16 protein-coding genes are annotated in these 16,148 nt (G+C 35.2%); 10 read left to right on the forward strand and 6 right to left on the reverse strand.

Translation table 11 applies throughout. The features are described from left to right. Nucleotides 1-2: 2 nt before the first annotated feature. On the forward strand, nucleotides 3-860 hold the full coding sequence (locus ACIQXJ_RS20945) for a CheR family methyltransferase (protein WP_403057286.1): 858 nt from the start codon (nucleotides 3-5) through the stop codon (nucleotides 858-860). A gap of 108 nt (nucleotides 861-968) precedes the next feature. Here the strand turns inward: ACIQXJ_RS20945 and ACIQXJ_RS20950 are convergent, their stop codons facing one another. Together ACIQXJ_RS20950 and ACIQXJ_RS20955 are read right to left on the reverse strand one after the other, a co-directional pair. Further along, complete coding sequence (locus ACIQXJ_RS20950; protein ID WP_403057289.1) at nucleotides 969-2,111, reverse strand: SpoIIE family protein phosphatase; 1,143 nt, start codon at nucleotides 2,109-2,111, stop codon at nucleotides 969-971. 275 nt (nucleotides 2,112-2,386) lie between these two features. Beyond that, a complete protein-coding gene (locus ACIQXJ_RS20955; RefSeq protein WP_403057292.1) occupies nucleotides 2,387-3,397 on the reverse strand; it encodes a hypothetical protein in 1,011 nt (336 codons plus the stop codon). A gap of 300 nt (nucleotides 3,398-3,697) precedes the next feature. Here ACIQXJ_RS20955 and ACIQXJ_RS20960 point away from each other — a divergent pair, with 300 nt between their 5' ends. After that, nucleotides 3,698-4,954 carry a GNAT family N-acetyltransferase gene (locus tag ACIQXJ_RS20960; RefSeq protein ID WP_403057295.1) on the forward strand — a complete coding sequence of 419 codons (1,257 nt, stop codon included), beginning with the start codon at nucleotides 3,698-3,700 and terminating at the stop codon, nucleotides 4,952-4,954. 31 nt (nucleotides 4,955-4,985) lie between these two features. Here the strand turns inward: ACIQXJ_RS20960 and psiE are convergent, their stop codons facing one another. Continuing rightward, on the reverse strand, nucleotides 4,986-5,435 hold the full coding sequence (gene psiE / locus ACIQXJ_RS20965; protein ID WP_403057298.1) for a phosphate-starvation-inducible protein PsiE: 450 nt from the start codon (nucleotides 5,433-5,435) through the stop codon (nucleotides 4,986-4,988). Between the two features lie 264 nt (nucleotides 5,436-5,699). On the opposite strand from psiE, the gene ACIQXJ_RS20970 reads away from it, so the two are divergent. Next, a complete protein-coding gene (locus ACIQXJ_RS20970; protein ID WP_401012421.1) occupies nucleotides 5,700-5,924 on the forward strand; it encodes a phosphate-starvation-inducible protein PsiE in 225 nt (74 codons plus the stop codon). A gap of 180 nt (nucleotides 5,925-6,104) precedes the next feature. Here ACIQXJ_RS20970 and guaC read toward each other — a convergent pair whose 3' ends face one another. Beyond that, on the reverse strand, nucleotides 6,105-7,088 hold the full coding sequence (gene guaC, locus ACIQXJ_RS20975) for a GMP reductase (protein ID WP_403057301.1): 984 nt from the start codon (nucleotides 7,086-7,088) through the stop codon (nucleotides 6,105-6,107). Nucleotides 7,089-7,379: 291 nt separating this feature from the next. On the opposite strand from guaC, the gene ACIQXJ_RS20980 reads away from it, so the two are divergent. Beyond that, on the forward strand, nucleotides 7,380-7,802 hold the full coding sequence (locus ACIQXJ_RS20980; protein WP_403057304.1) for a VOC family protein: 423 nt from the start codon (nucleotides 7,380-7,382) through the stop codon (nucleotides 7,800-7,802). 53 nt (nucleotides 7,803-7,855) lie between these two features. On the opposite strand, the gene ACIQXJ_RS20985 is transcribed toward ACIQXJ_RS20980, so the two are convergent. Then, nucleotides 7,856-9,805, reverse strand: coding sequence for a methyl-accepting chemotaxis protein (locus ACIQXJ_RS20985; RefSeq protein WP_403057307.1), 1,950 nt, complete (start codon nucleotides 9,803-9,805; stop codon nucleotides 7,856-7,858). 229 nt (nucleotides 9,806-10,034) lie between these two features. Between ACIQXJ_RS20985 and ACIQXJ_RS20990 the strand changes: the two genes are divergently transcribed. Continuing rightward, nucleotides 10,035-10,409: a VOC family protein gene (locus ACIQXJ_RS20990; RefSeq protein ID WP_403057310.1), complete on the forward strand. Its 375-nt coding sequence runs from the start codon at nucleotides 10,035-10,037 to the stop codon at nucleotides 10,407-10,409. Between the two features lie 151 nt (nucleotides 10,410-10,560). Here the strand turns inward: ACIQXJ_RS20990 and ACIQXJ_RS20995 are convergent, their stop codons facing one another. Beyond that, a complete protein-coding gene (locus tag ACIQXJ_RS20995; RefSeq protein WP_403057313.1) occupies nucleotides 10,561-11,307 on the reverse strand; it encodes a hypothetical protein in 747 nt (248 codons plus the stop codon). A gap of 281 nt (nucleotides 11,308-11,588) precedes the next feature. Between ACIQXJ_RS20995 and ACIQXJ_RS21000 the strand changes: the two genes are divergently transcribed. The 5 genes from ACIQXJ_RS21000 (at nucleotide 11,589) to ACIQXJ_RS21020 (ending at nucleotide 15,964) form a co-directional block, all read left to right on the forward strand. Continuing rightward, a complete protein-coding gene (locus tag ACIQXJ_RS21000; RefSeq protein ID WP_403057316.1) occupies nucleotides 11,589-12,755 on the forward strand; it encodes an acyl-CoA dehydrogenase family protein in 1,167 nt (388 codons plus the stop codon). 35 nt (nucleotides 12,756-12,790) lie between these two features. Continuing rightward, complete coding sequence (locus tag ACIQXJ_RS21005) at nucleotides 12,791-13,660, forward strand: transporter substrate-binding domain-containing protein (protein WP_403057319.1); 870 nt, start codon at nucleotides 12,791-12,793, stop codon at nucleotides 13,658-13,660. A gap of 84 nt (nucleotides 13,661-13,744) precedes the next feature. Beyond that, the gene (locus ACIQXJ_RS21010; protein WP_403057322.1) at nucleotides 13,745-14,482 is read left to right on the forward strand and encodes an amino acid ABC transporter permease; all 738 of its coding nucleotides are present in this window, start codon (nucleotides 13,745-13,747) and stop codon (nucleotides 14,480-14,482) included. Nucleotides 14,483-14,494: 12 nt separating this feature from the next. Further along, complete coding sequence (locus tag ACIQXJ_RS21015) at nucleotides 14,495-15,196, forward strand: amino acid ABC transporter permease (RefSeq protein WP_340821671.1); 702 nt, start codon at nucleotides 14,495-14,497, stop codon at nucleotides 15,194-15,196. 12 nt (nucleotides 15,197-15,208) lie between these two features. Next, nucleotides 15,209-15,964, forward strand: coding sequence for an amino acid ABC transporter ATP-binding protein (locus ACIQXJ_RS21020; RefSeq protein WP_340821672.1), 756 nt, complete (start codon nucleotides 15,209-15,211; stop codon nucleotides 15,962-15,964). Nucleotides 15,965-16,148 lie beyond the last annotated feature (184 nt).

Below are 16,148 nucleotides of genomic sequence, written 5' to 3' on the forward strand. Positions count from 1 at the left end.
GTATGGATAATCAATTCCAAAATTTTGAGCTCAAGCAACAATTGAACAAGCATTCGAATATGGAAATTGAGTTACTACTCGAAGCAGTCTATCGTTTATCAGGTTTTGACTTTCGACAATATAATCAATCTTCTATTTCTCGTAGAATATACAATCGAATGAGGATTAGTAATATTCCAACGATTTCTCGTGTATTGGAAAAAGTTATACATGAAGAAGATTTTTTAGAGCAGCTTTTAAATGATTTTTCAATTAATGTCACGGAAATGTTTCGAAACCCTAGCTTTTTTAAAGCTTTCCGTAAAGAAGTCGTTCCTTATTTAAAACAGTACCCCGAGATCCGAATATGGCATGCAGGATGTGCAACAGGTGAGGAAGTATATTCGATGGCGATTTTACTACAGGAAGAGGGACTAATAGATAGAGCGGTGATTTATGCAACGGATATGAATGAGCATGTGCTAGAGAAGGCAAAAAAGGGCGCTTTCTCAATTAAAAAAATGCAAGCATATACAACGAATTATATGCTTGCAGGCGGAAGCCATGCTTTTTCAGAATACTATAAAACTGACTATCAATATGCCTATTTCCATCCTGAATTATTAAAAAACATTATTTTTGCACAGCATAATTTAGTGACAGATCAATCGTTTAATGAATTCCATGTAATTATATGCCGAAATGTATTAATTTACTTTTCACCTGTATTACAAAGCCAAGTACATCATTTATTTTACGAAAGCCTAAGTCAAAATGGCTTTTTATGCTTAGGAGATAAGGAAACGCTTCGCTGTGAAGCAATTATTTCGAAATATAAAGAAATCGTAGGCGTTGAGAAAATTTACCAAAAATTAGATTAATAGGCGATAACAAATATAAAAATCCGCTATACTTTCTGCTTAGACATTGCTTTAATGCATGCCATTAGCAGAAGTGTATGCGGATTTTTGCTTTTATAGCTGTCTAATTTACTTTGCCTGTGCTTGAATCATTAATACACACATATCATCAGGTTGGTTTGTTTGCTTTTCTTTAGGAAGCAGGTTATCAATCAAACATTGGGTGTAATTCCATTTGCTGGATGTTAGCGTTTGCAAATGTTTTTCAGACTCTATTTCACATGGGCCCATCGCCTCTAACACACCATCTGTATATAAAACAATTTGGACATCTTTTTCATATTTGATAAGTTGCTTTTCTACCTTTATTTCCTCAAAGAAACCGACAGCACAACTTCCTTGGTTTAATGGAACTAATGTTTCTTCGTCAACAAGTGCGTATCCAGAAGGATGACCGGCGTTTACGTATTCAATCGTTTTTTGTTCAGTATCAATCACTATGTAAATAGCTGTAAAGTAATGAATATTTTCTTCCTTAGCATTCTGTAAAAGCGTCATATAACGGTTCAGTTCCTTTATGACCAACTCGGGTTCCACGAGCTGTTTAACAGCTTCTCTTAGGACGGACGAGATAAACATACAAACAAGTGCAGCTGAAATACCGTGACCCATCATATCAAGCAAAATGATTGCGTAGCGGTTATCGTTTATTTTGTACCAATAATACATATCGCCTGCTAAATTAGAGGTTGGGAGGTAGGAAACCTCAATTTGAATATTATCTTCATGTAAAGGTGCACTTAATAAACTGCGCTGTACATGTGTAGCTAAATCTAATTCATATTTGATTTTTGCTTCTTGTTTTGTATGCCAGTCTAATTCGGCCTTCAATCGTAGGGCAACACGAATTCTTGCAAGAAGTTCCGTCTTATTAATGGGTTTTGTAATATAATCGACCCCTCCAATATCGAGTGCTTCTGCGAGTTTGTTTTTATCTTCTAATGCTGTAACGAAAATAATTTGAATGTCGTTGAATTTTTCATTTTGTTTAATTCGTTTACAAGCTTCAATACCATCCACTTCAGGCATCATAATATCTAATAATATTAACTCTACTGAACTACCCGCTGGATTTTTAGCATCTAACTGAAGATAGTCAAAAAGCTCATAAGCTGATGAAAGAGATACACAGTTATCATAACCTGCATTTTTTAAAATTTTTTCAATTACAAATAGATTGACTTGATTGTCATCTACAAGAAGAATTGTCATAGTTTTTACCCCTTATTCTGCTTGGACGTTGATGAAGTGCAGATTATAAATTGTATTAAAAATACTCTTAATATCATTATTATACAAAATATTAGAGAATACCGGTATTTTAATGAAATTAAGGTATATTTTACTAGGTAATAAGTTTGCGTTATTATAGAGGGGACTATGTTTTCCATAGGTGAAAGTCGTCAATGAAAAGAGAAATAATAACAACTACATTAATACCCTAAAAAAACAATTATCTAACCTATTTTTTAAATAAAGTTTCAATTTTATTTAATTTTAGCCTTCTTAAAGCCGCTATAAATATCAAACGCACTTGCTAAAATGGTAATAGCAATACAAACGAACAGTATACGATCTAATGTTACCATAATCTTTGCAGATGTGGTTTCCATAATAGCTGCCATATATGGAATAGCAGCACTATGAATAAAATCAGGCTGGTTCGCCATGGCAATAAAAACAATGGTACCAAAACAATGAAGAAGTGCACTTATGATGGCGATCGGCATGGACCATTGCCGAATCTTCCATTTATATAGAGTTAAGGCAAAACTTAATATTATCCAACTTAAAATAAAAGGTTTAAAGGACAAAAGGGTATCTTGATTGAATATTGGCATGACAAATTTTAAGCCAATTCTGTCATCAGATGAGTAAATTCCGATAAGATGAGAAGCGTTAAAATAAATGAAAGAAAAAAAGGCTATTCCTAAAAAGCTAAATATAATATCACTTAGTGGTATGTTATTGTCTTTGGAGATTGCTGTAATTTTTTTTAATTCTTCAGGTGTCCATTCTTTGCTCCCTTTAATAAAGGGAATTTGCATTTCAGTGCCACTATAGCGCTCCGCTATAATAAAGGCAACGGTAACCCAAAAAAGTACTTGTAATACTACTCCAATAACGCTGGCAACTGTTGTAGAAAAGGCTTTGATGATTGTAGACAAAAATATTCCCTGTTCTGGAAATGAAAAAATACTACTTACAAGGTGAACAATCAATGTTATAAGAATTGCCCAGGGAATAATCAATTTGATTGTCTGAATGTAAGTATCGTATAATTCAGGGCCAATTAAATATTTTGGTCGATCTTGATAGTTCACAGCAAGCTTTGCAGGGTCCCCAAGCTTCAATAACACTTCAGTTACCTCTAATTCTGAATAGTTGTCAGGTAACATATCCTCAATTGTAGATTTTAGCTCAAGCTCAATAGCATTTCGCTTGTTTTTAGCGATCCTTCTAGTCACTTCATAAATATAGGCATCAATCAGATCCAACTTTTTCATCCTCCTCAGGTAATGTATATAGCTCTTACACCGTCGTTAGAAGCTAAACGTACTGATACATAATCTTTTGGGGCAATCTTCTATACTGCACAGTAGGCTAATTTATAGAGAGTAATAATTGTTGTTTTTGAATGTTCTCGGTTTGAGACGCAAGCTCATCATTTCATGGTGCTTTATTGTTATCATACAGCATTAAAAGTCTTGTGGTAATATATGTTATTAATAGATGCGTGAAATAATGTAAAAGCAAATGGGCTAAACCAAAATTATTTTGGCAATAGGAGGGTGTAAATGCGAATTGTAAAGAAATTACTACAGGAAGATGACATTTTAAAGTATGTAAATATTGTGATTGGTGCCTATCCAGGGGTAGTGGAAGCTTCCCCACAAACAACAGAACGATTAATATCAGTTTTTAAGCATAACCTTAGTAATGAACCTTCTATAAATTATTATGGGCTATGGGAGGATAACGACTTACTGGGTTGTATGCGTATCCATGACTTTGAGATGAACTTATTTTCGAAAATAATTCCAATTGGCGGTGTAGGTCAAGTTGCTGTTGACCTACTACATAAAAAAGAGCGAATTGCCAAAGAACTAATCGAGTATTTTTATAAAATTTTTTTAGAGAAAGAAGTCCACATCGTTGCTTTATATCCATTTAGACCTGATTTTTATAAAAAAATGGGCTTTGGCTATGGACCTAAAATGTACCAGTACTTAGTAGAACCTTCTAGTTTTCCTAAGGGGCCAACAAAACAGCATATCAAATATGTAAGCGAGCAAGATCAGCAGCAGGTAGCAGACTGTTATAACAGAATAGCGCTTAAAAAGCATGGCATGTTTTTCAAAACCCAATCTGAGCTAACAGCGATTTTTAAAAATAAGCAAAACTATATTATTGCCGTTGAAAAAGACGATTATATTGAAGGGTATGTGGTGTTTTCGTTTAAAAAGCAAAGCGAGACGAATTTTATGTTAAATAATTTGGTCATAAAAGAATTTATATATGAAACTCCAGAGGCTTTACTAGAACTCAGTACGTTTTTAAATAGCCAAGCAGATCAAATAAACCGAATTGAATGGAATACACAGGATGATAATATTCATTTCTTTTTAGGTGATGTACGAAATGGCTCCAATCATTTAATTCCAAGTGTATTTCATGCAAATGCTGTTGTAGGGATTGGGTTAATGTATCGAATAATAAATGTTAGAGGTTTCTTTCAGGAACTAAAAACACATAATTTTAATAATAGTAATCTGACGGTTAAGCTTACTGTTACTGATTCACTATTAGCAGAAAACAACCAAAACATTATATTACAGGCAGTAGATGGCTATATAGAAATGATAGAAAATGAAAGCTATGATGTAGAAATGATTATTGATATTGCAGAGCTTTCTTCACTAATGATGGGCGTTGTCACGGTTCAAGATCTATTTATGCTTGGCAAGGTAAAGATTAGTGATAGCCAGCATTTACAGGCATTGTACAAACTTTTCTTTGTTTTGGAAAAACCAATGTGTTTGACAGCCTTTTAAGCGTTAAGAGAAGTACACTGCATATAGAGGATTACTCCTTTTTAAAAAGAATGGATGAACGAATAGGTCTTTCTAATGGGGTAATATTGATAATAAAATAGCTAATAATTAAAATTAAAATAATAAGGGAATAGATCAAAGTGTTAATAGGATGATCGTGCTCAACGATAATTAATCGAATCATGGCAGTTATTCCAATATAAATAAAGTATCTTAGAGGGAAATGATAATCCTCTTTAAAGTACTTAATAATCATCGTAATAAATTCAAAATACAAAAAGAAAATTAGAATATTCGCGAGGAAAAGTTTATAATCACCAGTACCATCTGCTAATAATATGTGTAGAAATTCAATTAGTTCTTTCATAAGTAGGAAGGCTAATATAAGTGCTAACAATACAAGGCATACGTTGAGAAACAGTTGTAAAGTTTTTGGCACAGCTTTCACAAGTTGCATATACGTATAATGCTTTTGGTTCATGCTATTCCTCCATTTTCTTATTTAAAAATAATATTTATTTTATAGAATATGAAAAAAACTTTATAAAGAGAATGGTGACTGTCAGAATAATTGTTACTATTTCGTGTATTTTATTAATACTATAGAATATAACATGACAACGTAATTGTGGAATGCGTAATACTGTAAATTACTGTATAGTATTGTAAAAGAAAGTTTTTAAAAAAATTAGGCGGTATGCTAAAATAGATGTGCATGAATATAAAATAAAAGGGGTTTTTTTAAATGGCAAATGCAGCAAAAAATGATGCGAAAATTACACCAGAGCGTTTGGAAGAAGCGTTAGATGTTCGTGACCGTCTTATTATTGAATTATTAGTAAAAGTACTTGACGAGAAATTAGTCATTGAACGTCCTGTATTACGTGAGCGCTTAGGTAACCTTGTTGAGCTTTCTAATCATGATGCAGAACTAAAAGAAACTTTACATGCAGTAATCAACAAGCTGTAAAAATTATTTCTGACTATAGACAAATTCAAAGCAATTTGAGTTTGCCTATAGTCTTTTTTTATTAGCATAATTGAGAGATATTCACCGTTTCTCTACTAAATAAAAAAACAAAATATCTCGAAAGCTCACGAGATATTTTGTCTATTTGAGCGACTTTAGAAAACAGTCGTTTTTAAAATTTTAATATACTTTATCGCCGTTAAAAATTGAATTCTTTACGATTACATAATCTACATTTCGAATAGCTTCTAGCTTAGTGCCACCGGCATACGAAATAGATGATTGAAGGTCTTGTTGCATTTCAATTAAAGTATCTTTCAGGCTACCTTTATGTTCCACAAACATTTTTTTACCTTCAACATTTTTCTTCTCACCTTTTTGGAATTCAGAAGCAGAGCCGAAGTATTCTTTTACTAATTTACCTTCGATTTCGATTGTTTCACCTGGTGATTCCTCGTGACCTGCAAATAAAGATCCAATCATAACCATTGAAGCACCGAAACGAACAGATTTAGCAATATCCCCATTTGTGCGAATACCACCATCAGCAATAATCGGTTTAGTCGCTGCCTTTGCACACCAGCGTAATGCTGCTAGCTGCCAGCCACCTGTGCCGAAGCCTGTTTTGATTTTTGTAATACAAACTTTACCTGGCCCAATACCAACTTTAGTAGCATCAGCGCCAGCGTTTTCAAGTTCACGCACAGCTTCAGGAGTACCAACATTACCAGCAATAACAAAGCTATTTGGTAAATGTTTTTTAATATGCTGAATCATACGAATGACAGCGTTTGAATGACCATGCGCAATATCAATTGTGATAAATTCAGGAACTAATCCAGCAGTTGCTAACTCTTCTACAAATGCATATTCCTCTTCTTTTACCCCAACACTAATCGAAGCGATTAAACCGCGATTTTGCATATCTTTAATGAAATTAATGCGTGTTTCAGGATTGAAGCGGTGCATAATATAAAAGTAACCGTTTTCAGCAAGCTTTGCTGCGATATTTTCATCAATTATAGTCTGCATGTTTGCAGGTACTACAGGTAATTTAAATTTGTGTCCACCTAAAGTAACAGATGTATCACATTCTGAACGACTTTCTACGATACATTTTGCGGGAATTAGTTGAATATCCTCATAGTCAAATACGTTATCCATTATATACACTCCTAAAATACGAATATTTTTAAATGTTTACTTTAAATTGTTCGCCATTTGGTAATTTACATGATTTTTAAGTAAAAGTCAAAGATTTTAACAAAATAAATAAAAAATTTGTAGGAGGAGACAAGAAAGTGTTTAAAATATAGAAAATCGCAAACCTTTTTATAAGTATAATATGTAATTGAAAAAGTAAACCTATACAGAGTTTCACATGATAAGACTAGCTTATCGTTCGTAATCTAAGTACAATATAGTTGTTTCAGAAAATTCAGAGGAGTGGTGGAAATGGCGGTAGAGGTGTATTTAATTTTTAATGGTAATTGTCGAGAGGCTGTATCATTTTATGAGCAAGTTTTTAATTCGGACAAGGCTGAAATTATGACATTTGGCGATTCACCAAGTGATCCAAGCTATCCATTACCAGAAGAAGCAAAAAATCTCGTAATGCATACACGTTTATCGATTTTGGGAAGCACAGTAATGTTTTCTGATACATTCCCAGGTTCACCATTCACAATTGGCAACAACGTAACATTGGCTGTTGTGTCCGATGATGAAGCCCAATTGAAAAAAGCATTTGAAGGACTTAAAGAAGGTGGCAAAGTAACGATGGAGCTACAAGAAACATTTTGGAGTAAATGTTACGGGTCTCTTACTGATAAGTTTGGAATTGAATGGCAGATTAGCCATGAAGAAAAAGCTAAATAATTATATAAAGAAGCACGATGAGCAGAGGAAAACCTTTGTTCATCGTGCATTTTTTAATATTTAAAACGGTTTACATAGCTTTGTAATTCATCAGCCATATCGAGTAAAGCTTTGGCAGATGCAGTCATTTCTTGCATTGAGGATAATGTTTGTTCAGTTGAAGCGGCAACTTCCTCTGAAGCCGCTGCATTAAGCTTAGCGTGGTCGGTTAATTCAATCGCAGTTGCTGAAACTTCCTCCACTACCGCTGAAATTTCTTGGGCGGAAGCTGAGATACCCTCCATTTTTGGTGCAATATTACGTAAGCTTTCAGTAATGCTAGCAAATTTTTTGCTTGTGTCTTCTGATAACAAAATACCTTCTTGTACATCTGAAGATGCTTTAACCATTGTTTCAACAGATTTGGCGGTATCTTGCTGAATACCTGTAATGAGCGAGGAAATTTGCTCTGCAGATTGATGTGATTGCTCGGCTAATTTTCTTACTTCATCGGCCACTACGGCAAAACCTTTACCATGTTCACCTGCTCTAGCAGCCTCAATTGCAGCGTTTAAAGCTAGTAAATTCGTTTGGTCTGAAATAGCACTTATAATTTCTAAAATGGAACCAATCTCTTTTGAACGATCGTAAAGTGACTTAATCATTTTGTCTGATTGCGCAACCGATTCATTAATTGAATTCATTTGGTTGACCGTCCGCTCAACAGATTGTCCACCTTCTTCTGCTTGCACAATAGCGTTGCTAGAAAGATCTGTAACTTGCATGGCGCTATCGGCCACTTCAACGATGCCTTGTGCAATTTCCTCAATAGAGATAGCATTTTGGTCACTACCCGTTGTCTGACTTTCTGCACTAATTGCTACTTGTTGCATTGCTTGTGCAACTTGCTCTGAAGAAGCAATATTTTGCTCTGCATGTGCAGATAATCCATGTGCAGATGCTTGTACATGTTGGACGCTTCGATCAACATTGCGAATAAGCTTTTTCAAATTAACTTTCATTGAAACGAAAGCCTCTCCAAGCTGTCCAATTTCATCCTTAGAATGTATTTCGATAAATTCCGTTAAATCGCCTTCGCTAATTTTAATAGCACTGTGCTTTAGTCGATTAATCGGATTTACAATGGATTTGATCATCAGAAGCATAAATACAACGCCGATAATAATTGAAATGACAATAATGATTAAGTTGATATTAAATGTTGAAGCTGCAGCTTTTGTTGCTTCAGCTGAAAACATTGTACCAACAAGCTTCCAACCTGTTAGTTCATTGGTGATAAATTGTAGCTGTCGATCCTTTTCTACAATGGTACCGCTGTCTTGCTCATATATTTTTGCAATATAGCTTTCAGTAGCTTCTGAACCACTTTCTTTATCATGTTGAGAAATATATGTTTTGTTGTTATCTAAAAGTGAGGCAAAGCCTGTTTTTCCGATGTGAATATCATTGGTAATGTCACTTAGTGTAGATATATTGAGATCTAAACCAATGACACCGGAACCATCTGGTAAAGCTTGTGTAATCGTAATAACCATATGACTTGAAGCTTGTGAAATATAAGGTGCTGTAATGGCTATTTGACCCTTATTACTTAACGCTTGCTTATACCAAGGTCTTGTACGTGGATCAAAGTCACTTTGGTATTGTTGTGCAGGCTCATCTATAATCTTACCTTCACTAGTGCCGAGATAGACGAGCTCAACTTCTGGGTGCATATTTACGTATTCTTGTAATAGCGATTTAAGCTCTGGAACTTTACTTTCTTGTAAATAAGATTGATTAATTTTCTTGGTAAAATATTGGATGTCTTCAATCTTAGGTTTAATAGTACCTGTGATATTCGTATCAAGCATTCGAATACTTTCGGTAGCACTTGCATGCTGTTCCTTAGAAATTTGCTTCTCTGCACTTTGGTAAGAAATGATCCCAATGATTAATGTTGGGATGAGAAGTATTGCTAAGAATGAAAAAATGAGCTTTTTTCGTAAACTTAGTTTTGTCACTTGTGGTTATCCTCACTATAATATTATTGTTCTATACATTTCCCGAGAAGGTAAATAATAGATGACTAGCTCATTTTAACAAAAAAAAATTAAAAGTTAAGTCTTTATCAGTTTTTCTTTTATTAAGATAATTAAGAAAATCTAAAAATTCCACTAAAAATAATGACTGCTAAAGACATATAAAATTTTGTTTTGATGTATACTATTGTTCAAAAGGGAGGGCTTTGTCATGATTCAGCAAATTGGACAAGTAATGTTGTATGTAAATGATCAAGATGCAGCGGTAGCGTTTTGGACAGAAAAAATTGGATTTGTAGTAGTAGCGGATAATACGGAGGCGGAAATGCGTTGGGTTGAAATTGCCCCTACAAAAGACGCACAAACGTCATTTGTACTACACAACAAAGAAATGATTGCTAAAATGCAGCCTGAATTAAATTTAGAAACACCTTCTATTATGTTTTACGCCGATAATATAACGGAGATGTACCAAGATTTCCAAACGAAGGGAATTAAAGTGGGAGACTTAGTAATGATGCCAATGGGTAGAGTCTTTAACTTTGCTGACCACGAAAATAATTACTTCGCTTTAGTTGAAAAATAACATGTAGGGTCGTTTTAGCGTCCTAAAAAAATCCGCTTGCTTTCCGTTAAACATAGCGTAGGACAGCCTTATTTTCTCTCAGGGCTTATGTTTTATGCTGTGTTCGCAGGAATGTATGCGGACTTTTTTAGTTTATATCAATATTCACATTTTATGTTAAATCCTCGCCATATATGGACACGGATTGTCGATCAACTACAAATTCTCGACCATTCCATTTTAAGATGTTTTCAACATACCCTAATCCATCTGCATGATATCTGCCCGCAATTTTCTGATAGGCTAATAGTTGATATGTTCCCTCCCGAGCATAATCAACAGGGTATAATCCACTAATAGGGTCAACCCAGCCTTCAATCGGTTGCTTCAATATACCGTCCTTATTATAAATTTCCGCTAAATAATCAGCTCCTTTATAATTTAAATCAAGAATATACCGTTTTTTAGGGTTCGTGCTACGGACAGATGCTTTATAGTTATTTAAATAATTTACAGAATAAGTGAATTTATTATTAAATGACTCCGTATCAAATATTGATAGCAATTTCCCATTGATCGAGGAAAAAATCTCGCCATTAATAATGCCACCACTGCCACCGGTATCAGAAATAACAAGAATATCTTCTATATGATCCCCTGTAAAATCGCCTAGAAAAATTGTAGGGTTATAGCCAATGTTTTCTTTCAGCCCAATTTGTTGGAATTGTCTTGTTTGTCCGTAAAAGACAACGAGTGTTAGATTCTGCCATAGGGGACTTTCCGGCGTCTTAATACCCATTAAAAAAACTGTATCAAAAAAGCCATCACCGTTTATATCTCCAAATTTCGTTTGAATAATTTGAGGAGCTATATGTGTGATGTTTACAGTATTTGGAGACTGATTCATATTTTTGTTCATTTATACACCTCTTTCTTAGTGTTAGCATATGTTTTAAATACAGCTTCGTGCACAAAATAAATAAACATCTGAAAGAAGGAGAAAACAAAACCCTATAATTCTTACAAAAAAACTTGTAATTATCCATTGACAATTAAACATGTTGAAAGTATCATAATGACAATGAATCTGAAAATTCAGTACTAAAGTGATCTCACTACTAATGTAGATAGAGATTTTTTTACAACATTAATTCTTAGTAAATATATATGTTTTATATAATTTAGGAAGAAGGAGATTTCTTGAAAGAGTTATTTATTAAAACTGAGCGCCAGCATTACTGGTTGGAGCAGCTTGCATCAATTGCGGAACCAATTAAATCAGAGGCTGTAGAAGTCGATGAGCAATCGCGTTTCCCATTTGAGGCACATAAGCTATTATTGCAAATCGGCTATCCAAAACTAACATTACCAAAACAATATGGCGGAGAGGGACTATCTGTTTACGATATGATACTCGTTCAAGAAACACTAGCTAGCTACGACGAGAACGCCTCTCTTTCACTAGGATGGACTCTAGGCGTTGTTGGTGAGATATATGACAAGAAGTTGTGGGCAGACGATATTCTCCAAGAGTTTGCTTTAGAAGTACAAAAAGGTGCCATCATAAACCGAGCTGTCAGTGAATTAGCAACTGGTAGTCCGACACGAGGTGGTCGCCCTGGAACAACTGCAGTCTCAACAGATAATGGCTGGCTATTAAATGGCCGTAAAATATTTACGACTGCATCCCCTGTACTAGATTATTTTTTAACGTCTGCTTGGATTGAAGAAAAGGGGCAAATTGGCTTCTATCTCATTCATAAAGATGTAACAGGGCTATCGATTGTAGAAAACTGGGAAATGTCTGCGATGCGTGGCACAAGCAGTCATGATTTGGTGTTAGAGAATGTTGTTGTCCCTAAAAACCATTTAGTAGAATTGCCGAATCACCCTAGTGGTGGCAAAATCAATGGCTGGATTTTACATATTCCAGCAACTTACTTAGGGATTGCACAGGCAGCCCGAGACTACGCGTTACATTTTGCTAATCATCATCAACCAAATAGTTTAAATGCTCCGATTAGTACATTGCCTAATGTACAGCAGCTATTAGGTGATATTGAATTAAAGCTCCATCAGGCACGATTTGTGCTATATGGGGTAGCGGAAGCTTATGATGATCCAGCTAGACGCGATACTTTAACGAATGAAATGGCGGTTGCAAAGCACACCGTGACAAATATTGCGATAGATATTGTAGATAAGGCGATGCGAGTAGTTGGAGCAAAAAGTTTGCAGCTTACGAATCCACTACAGCGCTATTATCGCAATGTCCGTGCAGGTTTACATAACCCGCCAATGGATGATATGACGATTATGAAACTAGCAACAGCTGCTATTGAGCAGCAGAAACTAACGGAACATTAATATTAAAATCACTTGAGATTAAGGGGAAATGACATATGTTTAAACAAAAGAAAAAATTATTTCAATTTGCAGCAGTCGGGTTGGCTTCTCTTGCTATTTTAGCAGGATGCAGTTCTGGTGAAGCATCTAAAAATGAAACTGAAGATGGGGTTAAAGTTCGTACTGTAAAGGTTGCTTACGATCAAGCTTCTAAGCCAATTAGCTATATTGATGATAAGGGAAATCCAACTGGTTATGATGTGGAAGTAATGAAGCTAGTAGATGAATTATTACCAGAATATAAGTTTGAATACGTAGGGACTACAAGCGATGATTTACTAATCGGTGTAGAGCAAGGAAAGTACCAAGTAGGTGTAAAGAATGCATTCTTTACGCAGGAGCGTACAGAGAAGTTTATTTTCCCTAAAGAGTTTTTAGGGTTAAGTAGTGCAGGTTTAGTGTTACGTAAAGAAGATGAAGGTGTAAAAACATTAGCTGACTTTGCGACAAAGGGCTATGCACTAGCACCAATCGCTGCAAACAATGCACAGTATACAATTATAGATGAGTACAATAAAGCAAATCCAACTAACGAAGTTAAATTACAAGCTGGTGATGCATTTACTGTGGATGTTGTGCAATGGGTAAATGAAGGTCGCGTTGATGGTGGTGTCATGATTGAAGGGCCATTTAAACAGCAAGTATTAGCCGATGATGGCGCTTATCATAACTTAAAAGATGAAGTTGTTTACAACGAATTTGCAGTGATTAAAACATGGCCATTGTTCAACAAAAAAGAGCAAGAATTTGCGGATGCTTACGATAAAGCTATTGCCCAAATTAAGGAGCAAAAGAAAACAAGTGAATTAAGTAAAGAATTTTATGGCCGTGATTTATTTGAAGTGTTAGAAAACGTAAATCGATAATTTTTTTAAGGCTGCCTGAGTCAACATACTCAGCAGTCTTTCTTAATAAACGGAGAACAAAGGGTTGTTTCGTAGCAGCCTTTAGTGAAGACATTTGATAAAGTTGGTGAGGAAATGGAGAAGTATTTTGATGCCTCATACATTTGGAACGCTATTCCCTTATTATTGCCGTTTTTAAAAGTAACCTTTTTAGTTGCAGGTTCTTCCATTGTATTAGGTATATTTTTCGGCTTGTTATTAGCTGCAGCAAAGTTAAGTTCAATGAAAGTGTTACAAAAAATAGCGAATTTATATACAACGATTATGCGTTGTACGCCATCTATCGTTCTATTATTCCTTGTATATTACGGGGTTCCTGCATTAGCAGAAAACATCGGTTTAAATCTTCATGCGATAGATACAGCGTTCTTTGTTGTCGTAACATTCACATTGCAGTTTGCTGCAATAATGTCAGAAGTGATTAGATCTGCTTATTTGGCTATTAACAAAGGACAGTATGAAGCGGCTGTCAGTGTAGGGTTAACGCCATTCCAAGCTTATCGGCGTATTATTTTCCCCCAAGCACTTGTTATTGCATTGCCGAACTTCGGGAATGGCATGATTGCGTTATTACAAGAGGGGGCATTAGCTTACACAATCGGCTTAATTGATATTGTTGGGAAAGCGAATTTAATTATAGCTAGTAATATCAATGCGCACGCACTAGAAATTTATATTGCACTTGCGATTGTCTATTGGGTACTATCCATTGTTATTGAAAAATTCTTTGCTATGTTGGAAAAGTTTTTCGGCAAGGGGAAAAGAACGTTAGAAACGACGTAAGGAGGCGTAATCATGAACTATCAATTTTTAGTTGAAACCTTTTTTGTAGCATTATCCGGCGTACCGATTGCACTCCTTGTAACGGTTGTTGCGTTGCTCGTTGCCCTACCACTAGGATTTTTATTAGCACTAACACGCATCAATAAAATTCCGATTATTCATCATCTAGCAAAAATTTATGTGTCCTTTGTTCGAGGTACTCCAATTATTATTCAGATATTTATTATTTATAGTAGCATTCCACTCATTCTAAAGATGATTTTTGAAAAATATCATATTGCTTACGATATATATAAAATCAATCCGATTTGGTATGCATTTATTGTCTTTGCTTTTAGTACAACAGCTATTTTAATAGAGGTATTCCGCTCGGCTTTAAGTACTATTGAGAAGGGCCAGCTTGAGGCTGCACACGCTGTCGGTTTAACGACTTTTCAAGCCTATCGACGAATTATTATTCCACAAGCTTTAGTCGTTGCAATGCCGAATATTTGTACAGCAACAGTGAACTTAATAAAAGCGACGTCATTGGGATATGCCATGTCATTGCCAGAAATTACACTGAAGGCAAAAGTAGCTGCCAATGTCGGCTACAATTATGTCGAAGCATATCTTGATATTTTCATCGTGTATTTAATTTTGTGTAGTACGGTTGAATACCTGTTTAAGCGATACGAGAAACATTTGAGCAAATACAAAATGGCAAATGCCTAAGGGGCGATTATCATGTTAAAAATAAAAAATATTCACAAATCATTTGGCAACAATGAAATTTTAAAAGGTGTAGACTTATCGATTGATAAAGGTGATGTCGTAGTTATTTTAGGTCCGAGTGGCTCAGGTAAAACAACTTTATTGCGTTGCATTAACTTTCTAGAGAAGGCCGATCAAGGGCATGCAACGTTTGGAAATATCGATGTGGATTTTCAAAATGTAAAGAAGAAGGATGTCCATGCGATTCGACAACGTGTTGCCTTTGTATTTCAAAATTACAACCTCTTTACTAATAAAACAGCTTTAGAAAATGTTACAGAAGGGCTTGTGATTGGTCGGAAAATAGCAAAAGCTGAAGCCATTGAAATCGGCAAAAAAGCGCTCGACAAAGTGGGTTTGTCAGAAAAATATGATGCTTATCCAAGTCAGTTATCAGGTGGTCAACAGCAGCGTGTTGGTATAGCTCGTGCAGTTGCCTTGAATCCAGATATTATTTTGTTTGATGAACCGACCTCTGCGCTTGATCCAGAGTTAGTAGGAGAAGTGTTGACCGTTATGAAAAACATTGCGAAAGAAGGCACAACAATGCTTGTTGTAACGCATGAGATGGGTTTTGCAAAGGATGTCGCAAACCGCGTTATTTTTATGGACGGTGGAGTTGTTGTGGAAGAGGGAAGCCCACATGATATATTCGTTAGTCCAAAAGAGGAGCGGACGAAGAAGTTTTTAAAGCGTGTAACACCAGAGGATTATACGTTTTATATTTAAAGTTCTCCCCGAGTGAATCCAGTTAAACGTCTTTTAGTGGCAGGGATGTGGCTTCAATCGTTGTAATATCTCTTTTCTGACAAATTTATGTGTTTTTAATTGTCAGTGCTCAATATAGAATTTATACTTTTACTTGAAAAAGAGGTTCAATCCTAGCATGCTTATACTGATTGTCGATTGTAGG

It is taken from the genome of Lysinibacillus sp. NPDC097868 (assembly GCF_044761135.1).
GTDB lineage: Bacteria > Bacillota > Bacilli > Bacillales_A > Planococcaceae > Lysinibacillus.